At 72.5% G+C, this 17506-nt stretch carries 17 protein-coding genes; 9 read left to right on the top strand and 8 right to left on the bottom strand.

What is annotated here, in order from left to right; translation table 11 throughout:
• From UK12_RS28960 to hutI, 3 genes are all read left to right on the top strand, one after another.
• Window positions 1-184: M20/M25/M40 family metallo-hydrolase (locus UK12_RS28960; RefSeq protein ID WP_045306153.1), on the top strand; the 184-nt coding region annotated here is incomplete at its 5' end.
• Window positions 181-1527, top strand: coding sequence for a formimidoylglutamate deiminase (locus tag UK12_RS28955; protein WP_442973888.1), 1347 nt, complete (start codon window positions 181-183; stop codon window positions 1525-1527). The genes UK12_RS28960 and UK12_RS28955, both read left to right, overlap by 4 nt.
• 63 nt (window positions 1528-1590) lie before the next feature.
• Entirely contained in the window at window positions 1591-2760 is a 1170-nt protein-coding gene (hutI, locus tag UK12_RS28950) for an imidazolonepropionase (RefSeq protein WP_045306151.1), read from the top strand.
• 111 nt (window positions 2761-2871) lie between these two features.
• On the opposite strand, the gene UK12_RS28945 is transcribed toward hutI, so the two are convergent.
• Both UK12_RS28945 and UK12_RS28940 read right to left on the bottom strand, forming a co-directional pair.
• Window positions 2872-4383 carry a peptide MFS transporter gene (locus tag UK12_RS28945; RefSeq protein WP_045306150.1) on the bottom strand — a complete coding sequence of 504 codons (1512 nt, stop codon included), beginning with the start codon at window positions 4381-4383 and terminating at the stop codon, window positions 2872-2874.
• A gap of 285 nt (window positions 4384-4668) precedes the next feature.
• On the bottom strand, window positions 4669-5256 hold the full coding sequence (locus tag UK12_RS28940) for an oligopeptide:H+ symporter (protein ID WP_045306149.1): 588 nt from the start codon (window positions 5254-5256) through the stop codon (window positions 4669-4671).
• 458 nt (window positions 5257-5714) lie between these two features.
• Here UK12_RS28940 and UK12_RS28935 point away from each other — a divergent pair, with 458 nt between their 5' ends.
• Complete coding sequence (locus UK12_RS28935) at window positions 5715-6389, top strand: response regulator transcription factor (protein WP_045306148.1); 675 nt, start codon at window positions 5715-5717, stop codon at window positions 6387-6389.
• 87 nt (window positions 6390-6476) lie between these two features.
• Complete coding sequence (locus UK12_RS28930; protein WP_045306147.1) at window positions 6477-7718, top strand: ATP-binding protein; 1242 nt, start codon at window positions 6477-6479, stop codon at window positions 7716-7718.
• Between the two features lie 77 nt (window positions 7719-7795).
• Here UK12_RS28930 and UK12_RS28925 read toward each other — a convergent pair whose 3' ends face one another.
• Window positions 7796-8317 (bottom strand): GtrA family protein, encoded by a 522-nt coding sequence (locus UK12_RS28925; RefSeq protein ID WP_045306146.1) that lies wholly within the window; start codon window positions 8315-8317, stop codon window positions 7796-7798.
• A gap of 269 nt (window positions 8318-8586) precedes the next feature.
• Between UK12_RS28925 and UK12_RS28920 the strand changes: the two genes are divergently transcribed.
• The 3 genes from UK12_RS28920 to UK12_RS28910 are packed head-to-tail and all read left to right on the top strand — an operon-like array spanning window position 8587 to window position 11202.
• Window positions 8587-9711, top strand: coding sequence for a 5-(carboxyamino)imidazole ribonucleotide synthase (locus tag UK12_RS28920; RefSeq protein ID WP_045306145.1), 1125 nt, complete (start codon window positions 8587-8589; stop codon window positions 9709-9711).
• Window positions 9708-10247 (top strand): 5-(carboxyamino)imidazole ribonucleotide mutase, encoded by a 540-nt coding sequence (purE, locus tag UK12_RS28915; RefSeq protein ID WP_045306144.1) that lies wholly within the window; start codon window positions 9708-9710, stop codon window positions 10245-10247. The genes UK12_RS28920 and purE overlap by 4 nt, the downstream gene beginning before the upstream one ends.
• 10 nt (window positions 10248-10257) lie before the next feature.
• Window positions 10258-11202, top strand: coding sequence for a TAXI family TRAP transporter solute-binding subunit (locus tag UK12_RS28910; protein ID WP_045306143.1), 945 nt, complete (start codon window positions 10258-10260; stop codon window positions 11200-11202).
• Here UK12_RS28910 and UK12_RS28905 read toward each other — a convergent pair.
• The 3 genes from UK12_RS28905 to UK12_RS28895 form a co-directional block, all read right to left on the bottom strand.
• Window positions 11193-12554, bottom strand: coding sequence for a sensor histidine kinase (locus UK12_RS28905; protein WP_045306142.1), 1362 nt, complete (start codon window positions 12552-12554; stop codon window positions 11193-11195). The two genes, UK12_RS28910 and UK12_RS28905, sit on opposite strands and share 10 nt — an antisense overlap.
• Window positions 12554-13219, bottom strand: a complete 666-nt coding sequence (locus tag UK12_RS28900) for a response regulator transcription factor (protein WP_045306141.1) — start codon at window positions 13217-13219, stop codon at window positions 12554-12556. Before UK12_RS28900 ends, UK12_RS28905 begins: the two co-directional genes overlap by 1 nt.
• Window positions 13220-13431: 212 nt before the next feature.
• Window positions 13432-14802, bottom strand: coding sequence for an MFS transporter (locus tag UK12_RS28895; RefSeq protein ID WP_045306140.1), 1371 nt, complete (start codon window positions 14800-14802; stop codon window positions 13432-13434).
• Between the two features lie 217 nt (window positions 14803-15019).
• On the opposite strand from UK12_RS28895, the gene UK12_RS28890 reads away from it, so the two are divergent.
• A complete protein-coding gene (locus UK12_RS28890; protein ID WP_045306139.1) occupies window positions 15020-16222 on the top strand; it encodes a dipeptidase in 1203 nt (400 codons plus the stop codon).
• 229 nt (window positions 16223-16451) lie between these two features.
• Here UK12_RS28890 and UK12_RS28885 read toward each other — a convergent pair whose 3' ends face one another.
• Together UK12_RS28885 and UK12_RS28880 are read right to left on the bottom strand one after the other, a co-directional pair.
• Complete coding sequence (locus tag UK12_RS28885; RefSeq protein ID WP_045306138.1) at window positions 16452-16859, bottom strand: CoA-binding protein; 408 nt, start codon at window positions 16857-16859, stop codon at window positions 16452-16454.
• A 46-nt stretch (window positions 16860-16905) separates the two neighbouring features.
• Window positions 16906-17506, bottom strand: a 601-nt coding sequence (locus tag UK12_RS28880) for a UDP binding domain-containing protein (protein ID WP_045306137.1), incomplete at its 5' end; no start/stop codon positions are given.

Genomic DNA, 17506 nt, shown 5'->3' with positions numbered 1-17506 from the left:
CCTGCCCACCGGGGCGGGACACGACGCCGGAATCCTGGCATCGGCGATCCCGACCGCCATGCTGTTCGTGCGGAACCCGAGCGGAGTCTCGCACTCCCCGGCCGAGCACGCCGAGGAGGCGGACTGCCTCGCCGGTGTGGCCGCCCTCGCCGACGTACTGGAGGACCTCGCATGCCAGCCGTGACGACGTACTGGGCGGAGTACGCCTGGCTGCCGCACGTCAACGGTCCTGTGGTCGAACAGGATGTGCTGATCGCCGTCGGCGTCGGCGGGAAGATCCTCAAGGTCACCCCGGACAGCGGGCCCTGCCCGGCGGACGCCGTCCGGCTGGACGGGCTGACCCTGCCGGGCCAGGCGAACGCCCACTCGCACGCCTTCCACCGCGCCCTGCGCGGCAACGTCCAGGTCGGCTTCGGCACCTTCTGGACCTGGCGGGACACCATGTACCGGTTCGCCGGGGCGCTCGACCCGGACAGCTACCTGGCGCTGGCCACGGCCGTGTACGCCGAGATGGCACTCGCCGGGATCACCGCCGTCGGCGAGTTCCACTACCTGCACCACGGCCCCGGCGGCACCCGCTACGACGACCCGAACGCCATGGGCCAGGCGCTGATGGAGGCGGCGGGCAGGGCCGGGATCCGGATCACCCTGCTCGACACCTGCTACCTCTCGGCCGGCTTCGGCGCCGAGCCGACCAAGCCGCAGCTGCGGTTCAGCGACGGGGACGCCGACGCCTGGGCGGCCCGGGCCGCCGAGCTCAAGGAGAACGAGCACGTCAGGATCGGGGCGGCGGTCCACTCGGTCCGCGCCGTCCCGGCCGAGCAGCTGAGCACGGTGGCGCACTGGGCGGCTATGCACAAGGCGCCGCTGCACGTCCACCTGTCCGAGCAGACCGCCGAGAACGACGCCTGCCTCACCGCCCACGGGGTCACCCCGACCCGGCTGCTCGCCGACCACGGCGTCCTCGGACCCCGTACCTCGGCCGTGCACGCCACCCACCTCACGGACGAGGACATCCGGCTGCTCACCGACTCCTCGACCAACATCTGCATGTGCCCGACCACCGAACGCGACCTCGCCGACGGCATCGGCCCGGCCCGTCGGCTGGCCAGCGGCGGCTGCCCGATCACCCTGGGCAGTGACAGCCACGCCGTCGTCGACCCGTTCGAGGAGGCGCGGGCCCTGGAGCTGAACGAGCGCCTGCACACCCGCACCCGGGGCCACTGGACGGCGAACGCCCTGCTGCGGGCCGGCACCGAGGACGGCCACGCCTCGCTCGGCTGGCCCGAGGCCGGCCGGATCGAGGCCGGTGCGCTGGCGGACTTCACGGTGGTCGCGCTCGACTCCGTCCGTACCGCCGGGCCCGCGCCCTCGCTCGGTGCGGAGACGGCGGTCTTCGCGGCCTCGGCCGCAGACGTCCGGCACGTGGTGGTGGGCGGTCGCCTGATCGTCCGCGACGGCGTGCACCAGCTGGTCGCGGACGTTCCGACGGCCCTGCGCGACTCCATCGCGACCCTGCAGTCCTGACCCGCACCCACCGGTGCACCCGCCCGCGCCGCTGTCGGCATCCGCTTCTACGAAAGGTCCCCGTTGAGCTCGCTTCTGATCACCGACATCGGCAGCCTGGTCACCAACGACCCCGCGCTCGGCACCGGTCCGCTCGGCCTGCTCGAGGACGCGGCCGTGCTGGTCGAGGCCGGGCGGGTGGCGTGGGTCGGCCCGGCCGCCTCGGCGCCGGCCGCCGACGAGCGGTACGAGGCCGGCGGGCGGGCGCTGCTGCCCGGGTTCGTCGACTCGCACGCGCACCTGGTCTTCGCGGGCGACCGCACGGCCGAGTTCAACGCCCGGATGTCCGGGCAGTCCTACAGCGCGGGCGGCATCCGCACCACGGTCGCCGCGACCCGCGCCGCGAGCGACGAGGAGCTGGACGCCAACCTGGTCCGCTTCCTGAACGAGGCGCTCCGCCAGGGCACCACCACCGTCGAGTGCAAGTCCGGTTACGGTCTGACCGTCGCCGACGAGGCGCGGGCGCTGCGGATCGCCGCCTCGCACACCTCCGAGACCACCTATCTCGGCGCCCACGTGGTCGCGCCCGAGTTCGCCGACGACCCGGCGGCCTACGTCGACCTGGTCACCGGCGAGATGCTGGACGCCTGTGCCCCGCACGCCCGCTGGGTGGACGTCTTCTGCGAGCAGGGCGCCTTCGACGGCGACCAGGCCCGTGCCGTCCTCAAGGCCGGGCAGGAGCGCGGGCTGATCCCCCGGGTGCACGCCAACCAGCTCTCGTACGGTCCCGGTGTGCAGCTCGCGGTCGAGCTCGGCGCGGCCTCGGCCGACCACTGCACCCATCTCACCGACGCCGACGTGGCCGCGCTGGCGGGCTCCGACACGGTCGCCACCCTGCTGCCGGGCGCGGAGTTCTCCACCCGCGCGAAGTACCCGGACGCGCGCCGGCTGCTCGACGCGGGCGCCACCGTCGCGCTCTCCACCGACTGCAACCCGGGCTCCAGCTTCACCAGCTCGATGGCCTTCTGCATCGCGGTCGCCGTCCGCGAGATGGGGATGACCCCGGACGAGGCCGTGTACGCGGCCACCGCGGGTGGTGCTCGTGCGCTGCGGCGTTCAGACGTCGGCAGCGTCTCCGTGGGCGCGCGGGCCGACCTGCAACTGCTGGACGCCCCCTCGCACGTCCACCTGGCCTACCGTCCGGGGGTGCCGCTCACGGCGGCGGTCTGGCATGCGGGCGTCCGGGCACTCTGAGCCAGCAGCCAGCAGCCAGCAGCCAGCAGCCAGCAGCCAGCAGCCGACAGTCGGACAGACGCCGAAGGGCCGGTACCCGTCACGGGTACCGGCCCTTCGCTCACGGGTGCGTCAGTGCACGTCGCCCATGAGCTTGACGACCTTCTTGCGGTAGATCGCCAGTGCGACACCGGCGATCAGCGCCATCACGCCCTGGACCGCGAAGTACCAGGTGCTGCCGACCACGTCGTCGCCCAGGACCAGCTGGAAGATGGCGGCGACACAGTCACCGGCGGTGACGGCGAGGAACCAGACACCCATCATCTGGCTGGCGTACTTGGTGGGAGCCAGCTTGGTGGTGACGGAGAGGCCGACCGGGGAGAGGGTCAGCTCACCGACGGTCTGGATCAGGTAGACCATGGCCAGCCACAGCGGGGTGACCTTGACGCCACCGGCGGCGGCGCCCATCGCCAGCATCATCACCAGGAAGGAGGCGCCGATCATCAGCAGACCGATGGCGAACTTCATGGTGGTGGAGGGGTTCTTGGCGCGCTTGGCCAGCCAGACCCAGAGCCAGGCGCAGACCGGGGCCAGCGCCATGATGTAGAGCGGGTTCAGCGACTGGAACCAGCTGGACGGGAAGTTCATCCCGAACAGCTCCGAGGAGGTGTTCTTGTCGGCGAAGACGTTCAGCGTCGAGCCGGACTGGTCGTAGATCATCCAGAACACGGCGGCGGCCACGAAGAACCAGATGTAGCCGCTCATCTTGGACTGCTCGTCCGAGCTGAGGTCCTTGTCCTTCTTCACCTTGGCGAAGACCAGCACGGGGATCGCGATACCCGCGATCGACAGCGGCCAGATCGCCCAGTCGATGCTGAGGTTGCCGGTCACCGCGACGATCGCGTAGAAGACCACGGCGAGCGCCAGCCACAGGCCGGCCTTCTTGAAGATCGCGCTCTTCTCCTCGGCCGAGATCGGCGAGGTCACCACGTCGCTCTTGGCGCTGAGGTGGCGGGTGCCGAGCAGGAACTGGCCGAGGCCGAGCGCCATGCCGACGCCGGCGAGGGCGAAGCCCAGGTGCCAGTTGACGCTCTGGCCGACGGTGCCGATGACCAGCGGGGCCGCGAAGGCACCGAGGTTGATGCCCATGTAGAAGATGGTGAAGCCACCGTCGCGGCGCGGGTCGTTCGGGCCGTCGTACAGGTGGCCGACCATCGTCGAGATGTTGGCCTTGAGCAGGCCGGAGCCGATGGCGATGAGGGCCAGGCCGGCGAAGAACGACACGGAGGCCGGGACGGCCAGCAGGAAGTGGCCGATCATGATGATGGCACCACCGACCGCGACGGTCTTGCGGGCACCGAGGAAGCGGTCCGCGATCCAGCCGCCCGGCAGGGCGAGCAGGTAGACCATGGCCGTGTACACGCTGTACACGGCGCTGGCGACGGCCACCTTCATGCCGAGGCCGCCCTCGGCGACCGAGGCGGTCATGTAGAGCACCAGCAGGGCACGCATGCCGTAGTAGCTGAAGCGCTCCCACATCTCGCTCATGAAGAGTGTGGCGAGCCCTCGGGGGTGCCCGAGGAAGGTCTTGCCGCTGGAAGGTGCCGACTTGTCGAGGTCGGCAGCCACGGTCGTAGACGCCATAGGTATGGGGTTCCTTGCCTGACGTCGTCCGCACAGAGGGGGGTTGAGGCGGACGGGGACCAGACCACTGTACGTGCCGGTATTCCAGCCATTCGGAGGACAAAACTGGCTATGTACGTATTGTCTAAGTAAAGGATCATGGGTGCCCGCTGTGGCATTCGATGGCAAGTTCGCAATTCTTCCTTCGAACCGCAGGTTTAGCGCCAAAATTTTTCGGCCATCTCCGACCAACCCGCCGACTGGCGGGGGCCGGGGCGGTCTTTGATAACAATCACGCTCTGTGAACTAGTTCACAGAGCCCGTCAGACGCCGGATCCGGCCCGCCACCAGCAGGAACGCGACCCCGCACAGCGCCGCCAGCGCGCCCTGGAGACAGAAGTACGCCGTCCCGCTGACCGCCCGCCGCAGCTGGGTGGTCCAGCCGGCCACCGCGTCGCCGGTCGCCATCGAGAGGAACCGCAGGCCCAGCATCTGGCCGGTGTACTTGGCCGGAGCCAGCCTGCTGGTCAGCGACAGGCCGACGGAGGAGAGGCCCGGCTCGGCCACGGTCTGGACCAGGTACACCCCGATCAGCCAGAGCGGCGAGACCAGCGCACCGCCCGAGGCGGCCAGCTCGGCCAGGCCCATCACCCCGAACGAGGCGCCGACCAGCAGCAGCGCCACCCCGAACTTCACCGGCGTGCCCGGATCCCGGCCGTGCAGCGCCAGCCACTGCCAGAGCCGGGCGAACAGCGGGGCCAGCAGGATGATGAAGAGCGGGTTGACCGCGTTGAACCAGCTGGACGGGAAACGCAGGCCGAACAGCGACAGGTCGGTGGACTCGTTCGCGAACAGCAGCGCGCACTGACCAGCACCGCCCGGCGGGCACCCCACAGCCGGTCGGCGATCCAGCCGCCCGGGATCGCCAGCATGCAGACCAGTGAGGTGTAGCCGGCGTAGACCGAGGCCGCCGTCACGGTGTCCGGGCCGATTCCGCCCCGGTCGGCGGGCAGCGAGAGGTAGAGCACCAGCAGCGAGCGCATCCCGTAGAAGCTGAACCGCTCCCAGAACTCGGTCATGAACAGGGTGGCCAGCCCGCGCGGATGTCCGAAGAAGGTGCGCCCGCCCCCGGGTGGTGCGCCCGCCGCGGAGGACGGATCCGGGCCGCGCCCGTCCTGCAACTCGGCTGCGCTGCCTGCCATCTGTCCTCCCGACCCCGTCGGCGGTGACTGATCAGGCCAGGAGCCGGGATCGGCTCCGCCCGGCAGGACGGGGTGCGATTGCGCCGCCTGGGGAGGATCCGCGGTCCGGGGGGCCTGATCACGGGCCGCCAAGCCGACTACCATCGCCCCATGACCTGTGTGCTGCTGGCCGAGGACGACCCGGCAATCTCCGAACCGCTGGCCCGCGCCCTGCGCCGCGAGGGCTACGAGGTCCTCGTTCGCGAGGACGGCCCGGCCGCGCTCAGCGCCGCCCTCACCGAGGAGGTCGACCTCGTCGTCCTCGACCTCGGCCTTCCCGAGATGGACGGCCTCGAAGTCTGCCGTCGCCTGCGTGCCGACGGCCGCAGCTGCCCGGTGCTGGTGCTGACCGCGCGCGCCGACGAAGTGGACACCGTGGTCGGCCTGGACGCCGGCGCGGACGACTACGTCACCAAGCCGTTCCGGCTGGCCGAGCTGCTCGCCCGGGTCCGGGCGCTGCTCCGGCGCGGCAACGTGGACCAGCTCACCACCGGCGCCCACGGCGTGAAGATCGACATCGAGTCGCACCGCGCCTGGCTCGGCGAGGAGGAGCTGACCCTCTCGGCCAAGGAGTTCGAGCTGCTCCGGGTGCTGGTCCGGGACGCCGGGCGGGTGGTCACCCGCGAGGAGATCATGCGCCAGGTCTGGGACACCACCTGGTGGACCTCCACCAAGACCCTGGACATGCACATCTCCTGGCTGCGCAAGAAGCTCGGCGACGACGCGGCCAACCCCCGCTACATCGCCACCGTGCGCGGCGTCGGCTTCCGCTTCGAGAAGAACTGACCCGCCGCCGCAGGGGCCGACCGACCGGGCCGGTGACCAGCCGGCCACCGACACCGTCAAGCTGAACCGACCAGAGGGTGCGCCGGCGTGAAGCGCAGGATGATCAACTCGCTGCTGGGCGTGGTCCTGGTGGTGGTGGCGGTGTTCTGCGTCCCGCTCGCGCTGATCGAGAAGCAGAGCATCGTCAACGCGGCGAACGACCGGGTGGACGCGGCGGCCGTCCGCGTGCTCGGCCTGGTGGAGAGCCGGCTCGCCGCGGGCGAGCCGGTCACCGGGGAGAAGTTCGCCGCCCAGGTCACCGACGGCAGCTTCGTCACGGTCGACATCCCCGGACAGCCGCTGATCGCCGTCGGCCGCCCGGTCGGCGGCCCCGCGCTCACCGCCACCGAGCAGGGCCTGAGCGGGGAGACCGTCACCGTCGTCCAGTCCAGGACCGACGTGGACCACGAGATCGGCAACATGCTGCTGCTGCTCGGCCTGGTCGCCCTGCTCGCCGTCCAGGCGGCGGTCGCCCTCGCGGTCTGGCAGGCCAAGCGGCTCGCCCGCCCGCTCACCGACCTCGCCGAGACCGCCGAGCGGCTCGGCTCCGGCGACCCCCGCCCGCGCGACCGCCGCTACGGGGTCCCCGAACTCGACCGGGTCGCCGAGGTGCTGGACACCAGCGCCGAGCGGATCGCCCGGATGCTCACCGCGGAGCGGCGCCTGGCCGCCGACGCCTCGCACCAGCTGCGCACCCCGCTCACCGCGCTCTCCATGCGGCTGGAGGAGATCACCGCGCTCGCCGAGGAGCCGAACACCGTCCGCGAGGAGGCGACGATCGCGCTCCAGCAGGTCGAGCGGCTCACGGACGTGGTGCAGCGGCTGCTCACCAACCAGCGCGACCCGCACAGCCCGACCGCCGTGGCCTTCGACCTGGACGACGTCATCAAGCAGCAGATCGAGGAGTGGGGCCCCTCGCTCCGCGAGACCGGGCGCAGCCTGCGGATCGAGGGCCTGAAGAGCGTCTCGGTGGTCGGGACCCCCGGTACGGTCGCCCAGATCCTGGCCACCCTGATCGAGAACTCCCTGATGCACGGCGCCGGGACCATCACCGTCCGGGTCCGCCCGTCCGGGAACTCGGTCGTCGCGGAAGTCCAGGACGAGGGGCCCGGTGTCCCGCCCGAACTCGGCAACCGGGTCTTCGAACGTGCCGTCAGTGGCCGCAACTCCACCGGCATCGGCCTCGCCGTGGCCCGCGACCTGGCCGAGGCCGACGGCGGCCGGCTGGAACTGCTCTCGCTCCAGCCCCCGGTCTTCGCGCTCTTCCTGAGCCGCAGCGGCGTGCGGTAGCGGCGGGTAGCGGGGCGCGGCGGTCGGTGCGCCCGGACTGCCCGGTGCGCCCGGCTACTTGGCGCTACCGCGCCCGATTACTTGGCGTACTGCGGCTGCTCGGCCGCGAGGAGCAGTTCGGCCTCTCCCACGACCTGCGGCTCGGCCAGCTCCGGCATCGCCTTGAACACCCAGGTGCGGTACGAGAAGAAGCGGAACACCGTCCCGGCCGCGAGACCGACCACGTTCTTGGCGATCAGCTGGCTGCCGGACGAGGTGTAGTGCAGGACGTGCACCGAGAAGGCCAGGATGCCGTTCTCGATCAGCATGCCGATCCCGCTGAAGATCAGGAAGAGCGTGATCTCCCGCCTGCGGGAGGCCGCGTCGCGCTCGCGGTACAGCCAGTACCGGTAGCCGAGGTAGTTGGTCCCGATCGCGACGGCGGTGGCGATGAAACCGGCCAGCGAGTGGATCAGGCCCTCGCCCTGGAGGCAGACCCAGAAGACGACGGCGTTCACCACGACGCCGACCAGGCCCACGACGCCGAACTTGATCACTTCACCGGAGAGTCCGCGCAATCGCCTGATCAGCGAGGGCTCGGTGCTGGTGGTCGCGGTCATACCCGGCAGTCTCCTGTGCTCGCGTACGAGAGATAGAGGTGGGCGCTCGCCGGGGCGCAGCGCGACAGGGCCCCCACGTACAAGATCGGATAGTGCTTCTTGGGGCCCGGCCCCCCAGGCTACCCGTTCCCACCAAGCCCGTTGGCGCCCGGGGCCACTCGCGACCACCCCGCCCCGGGGCCGCCAGGCGCGGTGCACCGCCTGCCACCGGCCCGGATATCCTGGGCAGCGTGACTTTCGCGGGCAATGCAAATTTTCCAGTGGTGGGCATGATCGGCGGCGGGCAACTGGCCCGCATGGCACACGAGGCGGGCATCCCGCTGGGTGTCCGCTTCCGGCTCCTCGCCGACACCCCGCAGGACTCCGCCGCACAGGTGGTCTCGGACACCGTCCTCGGTGACTACCGCGACCTGGACACGCTGCGCCGCTTCGCGGCCGGCTGCGACGTGATCACCTTCGACCACGAGCACGTCCCCACCGAGCACCTGCGCGCCCTGCAGGCCGAGGGCATCGCGGTGCGGCCGGGCCCGGACGCGCTGGTCAACGCCCAGGACAAGGGCGTGATGCGGGCCAAGCTGGACTCGATCGGCGCGCCCTGCCCGCGGCACCGCCTGGTCGCCGATCCGGCGGACGTCACCGCCTTCGCGAACGAGGGCGACGGGGGCGGCTACCCGGTCGTCCTGAAGACCGTGCGCGGCGGCTACGACGGCAAGGGCGTCTGGGTGGTCGACAACGAGCAGGAGGCGGCCGCGCCGTTCCTGGCCGGCGTCCCCGTCCTGGCCGAGGAGAAGGTCGACTTCCTCCGAGAGCTGGCCGCCAACGTGGTCCGTTCGCCCAGCGGCCAGGCGGTCGCGTACCCGGTGGTGGAGAGCCTCCAGGAGAACGGCGTCTGCGCCGAGGTCACCGCCCCCGCGCCCGGCCTCGACCCCGAACTCGCCGCCGAGGCCCAGGCGCTGGCCCTGCGCATCGCCGGCGAGCTGGACATCACCGGCCACCTCGCGGTCGAGCTGTTCCAGACCCGCGACGGCCGCATCCTGGTCAACGAGCTGGCCATGCGCCCGCACAACTCCGGCCACTGGTCCATGGACGGTGCCGTCACCTCGCAGTTCGAGAACCACCTCCGTGCCGTCCTCGACCTGCCGCTGGGCGACCCGCGCCCGCGCGCCAAGTGGACCGTCATGGTGAACGTGCTCGGTGGCGACTACCCCGACATGTACCACGCCTTCCTGCACTGCATGGCCCGCGACCCGGGCCTGCGGATCCACATGTACGGCAAGGACGTGAAGCCCGGCCGCAAGGTCGGACACGTCAACGTCTTCGGGGACGACCTCGACGACGTGCGCGAGCGCGCCCGCCACGCGGCCGCCTACCTGCGAGGGACGATCACCGAATGAGCAGCAGCACCAGCACCGGCCCCGTCGTCGGCATCGTCATGGGGTCCGACTCCGACTGGCCCGTGATGGAGGCCGCCGCCCAGGCCCTGGACGAGTTCGAGATCGGCTACGAGGTGGACGTCGTCTCGGCGCACCGGATGCCGCGCGAGATGGTCGCGTACGGCGAGCAGGCCCACCGGCGCGGCCTCAAGGCGATCATCGCGGGTGCGGGCGGCGCGGCCCACCTGCCGGGCATGCTGGCCTCGGTGACGCCGCTGCCGGTGATCGGCGTGCCGGTCCCGCTGCGCTACCTGGACGGCATGGACAGCCTGCTGTCGATCGTCCAGATGCCGGCCGGCGTGCCGGTGGCCACCGTCTCGGTCGCGGGCGCCCGCAACGCCGGACTGCTGGCGGTCCGGATGCTCGCCGCCTTCGACCCCGAACTGGCCGAGAAGATGGTCGAGTTCCAGGCCGAGCTGAACACCCAGGCCACCGAGAAGGGCCGGAAGCTGCGCGCCAAGGTGGCCGGCTCCACCTCCTTCGGCTTCGGCGGCTGACCCCGCCGCCATGCCGGACCTCTCGCGCCGCACGCTGCTGGCGCTCGGCGCCCTGGGGTCCGGCGCGCTCTGCGGCTGCTCCGCCGACGGGCCGCGGGCCGCGCTGCGCCTGGCGGCCGGCCCCGAGGGCGGACCGTACGAGACCTTCGGGCAGCGCCTGGCGGCCGAGATCCACCGGGCGGACGGCGGGCTGACCGTGCAGGTGCTCGGCACGGCGGCCAGCGTCCGCAACCTCCGGCTGATCGACGCGGGCGGCGCCGAGTTGGGGCTCACCCTCGCGGACAGCGCGGCCGACGCGGTCGCCGGGCGGGCCTCCTTCGCCCGCCCGGTCGCCCTCGCGGCGATCGCCCGGCTCTACCTGAACTACCTGCACCTGGTGGTGCCCGCCGACTCGCCGGTCCACGCGGTCGGCCAACTCGCCGGCCGTACCGTCTCGTCGGGGGCGGACGGTTCTGGCACCTCGGTGGTGGCCGAACGCGTCCTGGCCGCAGCCGGGTTGAGCAGCGCGGACATCCGACGGCTGGGGCTGGCCGAGTCGGTGGCGGCGCTGCGGGCCGGGCGGATCGACGGCTTCTTCTGGTCCGGCGGCGTTCCCACCCGCGCCATCGCGGACCTCGCCGCCGGCACCCCGGTCCGACTGGTCCCGCTCGGCGAGATCGCGACCGCGCTGCGCCGGGCGTACGGTCCGGTCTACGAGAGCGTGTCGATCCCGGCCGACGCCTACCGGGCGCAGCCGCCCGTCGACACCCTGGGCACGCCCAGCTACCTGGTCTGCGGCGCCGCGCTGGACCCGGGCGTGGTCCGGGCGGTGACCCGGACGCTGTTCCGCAGCCGGGACCGCCTCCAGGTCCCCGACGCGCCGGGCAGCCGCCTCGACGAGCGCTACGCGATCGGCACCGGCACGGTCCCCCTCCACCCGGGCGCGGCGGCCTACTACCGCGCGGTTTACGGCTGACCTCGAAGAACCGTGCCCCTGGAGGGCCGGCCGTCCGGGGCCAGGTCGAGCCGGACGATCAGGCCCCGGGGCCGGTTGGGCAGCAGGGTGAGGGTGGCGCCGCAGGTGCGGGCGAGTTCGGTGGCGATGGCCAGGCCGAGGCCGCTGCCGGGGACGTTGCTCTGCTCGGGGGCGCGCCAGAACCGGCCGAGGGCGGCCTCGCGTTCGGCCGGGGAGAGGCCGGGGCCGTCGTCGGCGACGCTCAGGGTCCGGTCGGCGAGGGTGACGGCGACCCGGCCGCCGGGCGGGACGAACTTGGCGGCGTTGTCGAGCGCGATGTCCGCGATCCTGGCGACCGCAGCGGGCAGCGGATCCCGGTCCGCCAGCTCGACCGAGAGCGAGAGCCCCTTCGCCGCGTACAGCTCCTGCCAGCCCGCCAGCCGCTCGGGCAGCCCGCTCGCCGGTCCGCTGCCGGGCAGGCCGGCGTCGGCCTCGACCCGGGCGAGGGTGAGCAGGTCCTCCAGCAGGGCGGCCAGCCGGTCGAGTTCGGTCAGGGTCTCCTCGTACTCGGACCGTCCGGCGGGGGACAGGTGCGGTTCGAGGTTCTCCAGCCGCAGCGAGAGCACGGTGAGCGGGGTGCGCAGCTCGTGCGAGGCGTCGGCGACGAAGGCGCGCTGGCGTTCCAGCGCGGCGGAGATCCCGTCGGCCATCGCGTTGAACCGCTCCTCCAGGCGCCGGAGTTCGACCGGACCCCGGACCAGGCCGATCCTGGCTTCGAGCCGGCCGTCGGCGATCGCCCGGGTGGTGCGGTCGAGTTCGCCGACCGGACGCAGGATCCAGCCCGCCAGGCGGCGCGCGACGACCAGCGCGCAGCCGAGCGCCGCGAGCGACCCCACCGCGAGGACGGCCCAGACCGTGCCGACGGCCTGCCGCGCCGAGGAGGTGGGCGCCCGCAGCAGCACCGCGCCCGAGACCTGGGCGTCCCGCCCGGCGGGCTCGGCCACCAGGGCGGCCGGCGGCCCGAACGGTGTGAGCAGCGGGAGCCCGTCGGTGGTACGCCCGGACAGCGCCCGCCCGGCGGCCGCCGCGTCGCCGATGCCGCCGCCCGCCAGCAGCCGGCCGTCCCGGTCGCGGATCTCCACCGCCGTTCCGTACAGCTCGGTGTACCGGGAGACCTCGGCACTCAGCCCGGCGCTGTCGCCCTCCCGGGTCGCCCGGTCGGTGAGCTCCGCGAACCGGGTGGCGTCGGCCCGGCGGGCGAGCAGCAACTGCCCGGTGCGGTGCGAGGAGTACGCCAGCGCGAGCGGCACCGCCAGCGCCGCCACCAGGCAGACGATCAGCAGGGTGGCGACCAGCAGCAGCCGGCGCTGCATCAGCCGGAGGCCAGCCGGTAGCCGGTCGCCCGCAGCGTCTCGACCAGCTGCGGACGGCCGGTCTTGGCGCGGATGCCCGCGATGTGCACGTCCAGTGACCGGGAGGCGGATAGCAGGACGTCGCCCCAGAGTTCGTCCAGGATCTCCTCCCGGCTGCGGACCACGCCGGGCTCGCGGGCGAGCAGTGCGAGCACGTCGAACTCCCGCCGGGTCAGCAGGACGTCGGCGCCGTCCACGGTGACCTGCCGGGTCTTCAGGTCGATCCGGGTGTCGCCGACCTCGACCACCCGCCCGGCGGCGGTGGGCAGCGGACGGGTGCCCCGGCGTAGCACGGCGCCCATCCGGGCCGCCAGTTCGGCGGTCCTGAAGGGCTTGACCAGGTAGTCGTCGGCGCCGGAGCGCAGCCCGCGCAGCACGTCCCGCTCCGCGGTCCTGGCGGTCAGCACGATCACCGGGACGGTGGAGACCCGGCGCAGCCGGCGCAGCGCGTCCAGGCCGTCCATGTCCGGCAGTCCCAGGTCGAGCAGGACGAACTCGGCGGTGTCCTTGAGCCGCAGGGCGTCGTCGGCGCGTCCGGTCCGGACCACCTGGTGGCCGTGCCGGGCGAGCGCGGAGACCAGGGCGGCCGCGAGCCGGTCGTCGTCCTCGACCAGAAGTACTCGCATCGCCTCAGCCTAGGGGCAGTACCGGACGGGCCGTCAGGGTTCGGGGAGCCGCGTGAGACGGAAGGCTCCGGCGTTCAGTGGTGCCCGCTGGGCCGGCTGCACCCCGAATGCCCGGGTGGGGCGGTGCAACTCGCCGTACAGCGGTCAGGTGGAGCCGGGTGCCTTCCGATTCGCGCGGTTCCCCGCGCCCCTGACGGTTTACCCGGTCACTCTCAGGTCCGGACGGTGGCCGGTGTGCCGTCGGGCAGCTGCTCGGCGGCGGAGAGCCGGGCCGTGCCGGTCTCGCGCATGCAGAGGTAGACCACCAGCGAGACGGCCGCGCAGCCGGAGACGTACCAGTAGTAGCCGGACTCGGCGCCCGCGTTCTTGAACCAGAGCGCCACGTACTCGGCCGTGCCCCCGAACAGCGCGTTGGCCAGCGCGTACGGCAGGGCGACCCCGAGTGCGCGGATCTGGGTCGGGAACAGCTCGGCCTTCACCACCGCGTTGATCGAGGTGTAGCCGGTGACCAGGACCAGTGCCACCACCGACAGCAGCAGGGCACCCGCGAAGCCGTCGGTGTGCGAGAGCGTGGTCATCAGCGGCACGGTGCCGAAGGTGGCCCCGACGCCGAAGGTGATCAGCAGCGGGCGGCGGCCGATCCGGTCGGAGAGCGCCCCGGCGAACGGCTGGAGCAGCATGAAGACGGTCAGCGCGCAGAAACTGACCAGCGCGGCGTCGTTCTTGCTCAGCCCGACGGTGTTGGAGAGGTACTTGGTGAGGTACGTGGTGTACGTGTAGTACGCCACCGTGCCGCCCATGGTGAGCGCCATGACCAGCACGAACTCCCGCTTGTGCCGGAGCAGTCGGCGGATCGTGCCGCGTTCGCCGCCGTCCGTGCCCGCGCTCCCGCCGGCGCCCTCGGCCTCCGTGTACGCCTCGGTCTCCACCAGGTTGCGCCGCAGCCAGAAGATCACCGCCGCACCGACCGCACCGACGACGAACGGGATGCGCCAGCCGTACGAGTGCAGGTCGGCCGAGGACATGGTGTGCTGGAGCACGATCTGCAGGCCGAGGCCGAGCAGTTGGCCGAGCGTCATCGAGACGTACTGGAAGCTGGAGACGAAGCCGCGCCGCCCGGGTGCGGACGCCTCGGTCAGATAGGTGGCGCTGGCCGCGTACTCGCCGCCGACCGACAGGCCCTGGAGCAGGCGGGCCGCCAGCAGGACGGCCGCCCCGGCGTAGCCGACCTGCCGGTACGTGGGGGCGACGGCGATCAGCAGGGCGCTCAGCGACATCATCGTCACGGTGAGGGTGAGTGCCGCCTTGCGTCCCCGCCGGTCGGCGTAGCGGCCGAGCAGCCAGCCGCCGACCGGCCGCATGAAGAAGCCGACGGCGAAGATGCCCGCGGTGTTCAGCAGTTGGGCGGTGGGGTTGCCGTTCGGGAAGAAGGCGCCGGCGAAGTAGGTGGCGAAGCTCGCGTAGACGAACCAGTCGTACCACTCGACCAGGTTGCCGATCGAACCGCCGACGACCGCTCTCCAGGGGGTGGCGGTGCCGCGTGCGCCGGGCGCGGGCGCTGCGGACGTGCGTGCTGCGGACATGCGGGGAGACCTCCGGAATCGGCCGGCGGCCGGGGTGGGGCCGCCGCGCTGGTGGCAGCGTCCACCGGCGGGGGAGAGCGCGGCGAGAGGCCGAGCCGAGAGCTAACGTCCGGTTAACACAACGATCGGCGGCCCGATCCGGCGCCGGGGAGCCCAACACGGCGCTCGGTGACCGGTCCGCTGCTCGCGGACGACCCGCTCGGTATAGAACAGGGGCATGACTTCTGAGCTGCTCGACCGCGCCCGCGCCGTCCTCCGCGAGACCCCGGTGGTGGACGGCCACAACGACCTGCCCTGGGCGATGCGGGCCCAGGTCGGCTACGACCTCGACGCGCTGGACCTGGCGGGCGACCAGCGCTCCCGGCTGCACACGGACCTGGACCGGCTCGGTGCGGGCGGGGTCGGCGGCCAGTTCTGGTCGGTGTACGTGCGCAGCGACTACGCGGGCGACCGGGCGGTGAGCGCCACCCTGGAGCAGATCGACTTCGTCCGCGCCCTGACCGAGCGCTACCCCGACCGGCTGCGGCTCGCGTTCACCGCCGACGACCTGGAGAAGGCCCGCTCCGAGGGCCGGATCGCCTCGCTGATGGGCGCCGAGGGCGGGCACTCCATCGACTGCTCGCTGGCCACCCTGCGGGCCCTGCACCAGCTGGGCGTCCGCTACATGACGCTCACGCACAACGACAACGTGCCCTGGGCCGACTCGGCCACCGACGAGCCGGCGGCCGGCGGGCTGACCGCGTTCGGCGTCGAGGTGGTCCGGGAGATGAACCGGCTGGGCATGCTGGTCGACCTCTCGCACGTCTCCGCGGACACCATGCGGGACGCCCTGCGGGTCAGCGAGGCACCGGTGCTCTTCTCGCACTCCTCCTCGCGCGCGGTCTGCGACCACCCGCGCAACATCCCGGACGACGTGCTCGCCCGGCTGCCCGAGAACGGCGGCGTGGCGATGGCCACCTTCGTGCCGAAGTTCATCCTGCCCGCCGCCATCGAGTGGACCCTGGCCGCGGACGAGAACATGCGCGCCCACGGCTTCCACCCGCTGGAGACCACCCCCGCGGCGAAGGACTGCCACCGCGCGTACGAGGCCGAGCACCCGCGCCCGGTCGCCACCCCGGCCACCGTCGCCGACCACCTCGACCACATGCGGGAGGTCGCGGGCATCGACCACATCGGCCTGGGCGGCGACTTCGACGGGACCGCCTTCCTCCCGTCCGGTCTGGACGACGTCTCCGGCTACCCCAACCTGATCGCCGAGCTGCTGCACCGAGGCTGGTCCGAGGCCGACCTCGGGAAGCTGACCTGGCACAACGCGGTCCGCGTGCTGCGCGACGCCCAGTCGGTCGCCGCCGACCTGCAGCGCACCCGCAAGCCCTCGATCGCCACCATCGCCCAGCTCGACGGCCCCGCCGCGGCGTGAGGAAACCAGGGGCGCGGGGAGCCGTACGGCTCCCCGTGCCCCTGGGCCGCGCCCGTCCGGTGTCCGGTTGACCTTGCCCCTGGGGCAGAGCGGAGCGTGACGGGCGTGGAGGAAGACGCACTGCTGAGCCTCGGCGTGTTCGCCCGCCGGGCCCGGCTGTCCCAGAAGGCACCGGCGACACCGAGCCGGCCTGCGACATCCTTCCCGGCGGCCTGAGCCGCGACCGCTGCTACAGCAGCGGCAGTTCGAGCGCCGGGCACTTGTTCATGACCATGTCGAGCCCGGCGGCGGTGGTGCGCGCGTAGGCCGCCTCGTCGACCACGTCCAGCTGGAACCAGACGGCCTTCGCGCCCGCCTCGACGGCCTGGTCGGCGACCTCGCCGGCCAGGCCGGAGTTCACGAAAACGTCGACCACGTCGACGGCGAACGGGATCGCGGCGAGCGAAGGATAGCCCTGCTCGCCGAGGACCGTCTCCGCCTTCGGGTGCACCGGCACCACCCGCTTGCCCGCCTTCTGCAGCACCCGGGCCACGCCGTAGGCGGCCCGCGCGGTGTTGCCGGACAGGCCGACCACGGCCCAGGTGTCGCCGGTGTCCTGCAGGATCCTGCGGACCGTTGCCTCGTCTCCGTACGTCATGCCCTGATCCAACAGCCCCGAGGGCCCGGGCATTCCGTCCGGCGGGCTACTCGCCCGGACGCCCCATCGCCCGGTAGATCCACCCGGCGTCGCGCCACTTCTGGACGTCCAGCACGTTCCGCCCGTCGATCAGCCGGCGCTCGGCGACCAGGGCACCCACCTCGGCGGGGTCCAGCTCGCGGAACTCCTGCCACTCGGTCAGGTGCAGGACGACGTGGGCACCCTCGACGGCCTCCAGCGCGGAGTCCGCGTAGGCCAGGCCCGGGAACATCTTCCGGGCGTTGTCCATGGCCTTGGGGTCGTAGACGGTGACCTGGGCGCCCTGGAGCTGGATCTGCCCGGCGACGTTGAGCGCCGGAGAGTCCCGGATGTCGTCCGAGTTGGGCTTGAAGGCGGCACCGAGCACGGCGACCCGGCGGCCGAGGAAGCCGCCGCCGCACTGCTCGCGGGCCAGTTCGACCATCCGCGAACGGCGGCGCATGTTGATCGAGTCGACCTCGCGCAGGAAGGTCAGCGCCTGGTCGGCGCCCAGCTCCCCGGCGCGGGCCATGAAGGCGCGGATGTCCTTGGGCAGGCAGCCGCCGCCGAAGCCGAGCCCGGCACCGAGGAACTTGGCGCCGATCCGGTCGTCGTGGGCGAGCGCCTGG

This window comes from Saccharothrix sp. ST-888, assembly GCF_000955975.1.
In the GTDB taxonomy this organism is placed as follows: Bacteria; Actinomycetota; Actinomycetes; order Streptomycetales; family Streptomycetaceae; genus Kitasatospora.
This window is presented reverse-complemented; position numbering and strand designations above follow the sequence as displayed.

What these genes read in the sequence shown, in the direction of transcription:
- UK12_RS28945 (WP_045306150.1), bottom strand. Translation starts at nt 4,383, where the DNA reads ATGGCGTCTACGACCGTGGCTGCCGACCTCGACAAGTCGGCACCTTCC.
- UK12_RS28935 (WP_045306148.1), top strand. Translation starts at nt 5,715, where the DNA reads ATGACCTGTGTGCTGCTGGCCGAGGACGACCCGGCAATCTCCGAACCG.
- UK12_RS28925 (WP_045306146.1), bottom strand. Translation starts at nt 8,317, where the DNA reads ATGACCGCGACCACCAGCACCGAGCCCTCGCTGATCAGGCGATTGCGC.
- UK12_RS28920 (WP_045306145.1), top strand. Translation starts at nt 8,587, where the DNA reads ATGATCGGCGGCGGGCAACTGGCCCGCATGGCACACGAGGCGGGCATC.
- purE (WP_045306144.1), top strand. Translation starts at nt 9,708, where the DNA reads ATGAGCAGCAGCACCAGCACCGGCCCCGTCGTCGGCATCGTCATGGGG.
- UK12_RS28910 (WP_045306143.1), top strand. Translation starts at nt 10,258, where the DNA reads ATGCCGGACCTCTCGCGCCGCACGCTGCTGGCGCTCGGCGCCCTGGGG.
- UK12_RS28905 (WP_045306142.1), bottom strand. Translation starts at nt 12,554, where the DNA reads ATGCAGCGCCGGCTGCTGCTGGTCGCCACCCTGCTGATCGTCTGCCTG.
- UK12_RS28900 (WP_045306141.1), bottom strand. Translation starts at nt 13,219, where the DNA reads ATGCGAGTACTTCTGGTCGAGGACGACGACCGGCTCGCGGCCGCCCTG.
- UK12_RS28895 (WP_045306140.1), bottom strand. Translation starts at nt 14,802, where the DNA reads ATGTCCGCAGCACGCACGTCCGCAGCGCCCGCGCCCGGCGCACGCGGC.
- UK12_RS28890 (WP_045306139.1), top strand. Translation starts at nt 15,020, where the DNA reads ATGACTTCTGAGCTGCTCGACCGCGCCCGCGCCGTCCTCCGCGAGACC.
- UK12_RS28885 (WP_045306138.1), bottom strand. Translation starts at nt 16,859, where the DNA reads ATGACGTACGGAGACGAGGCAACGGTCCGCAGGATCCTGCAGGACACC.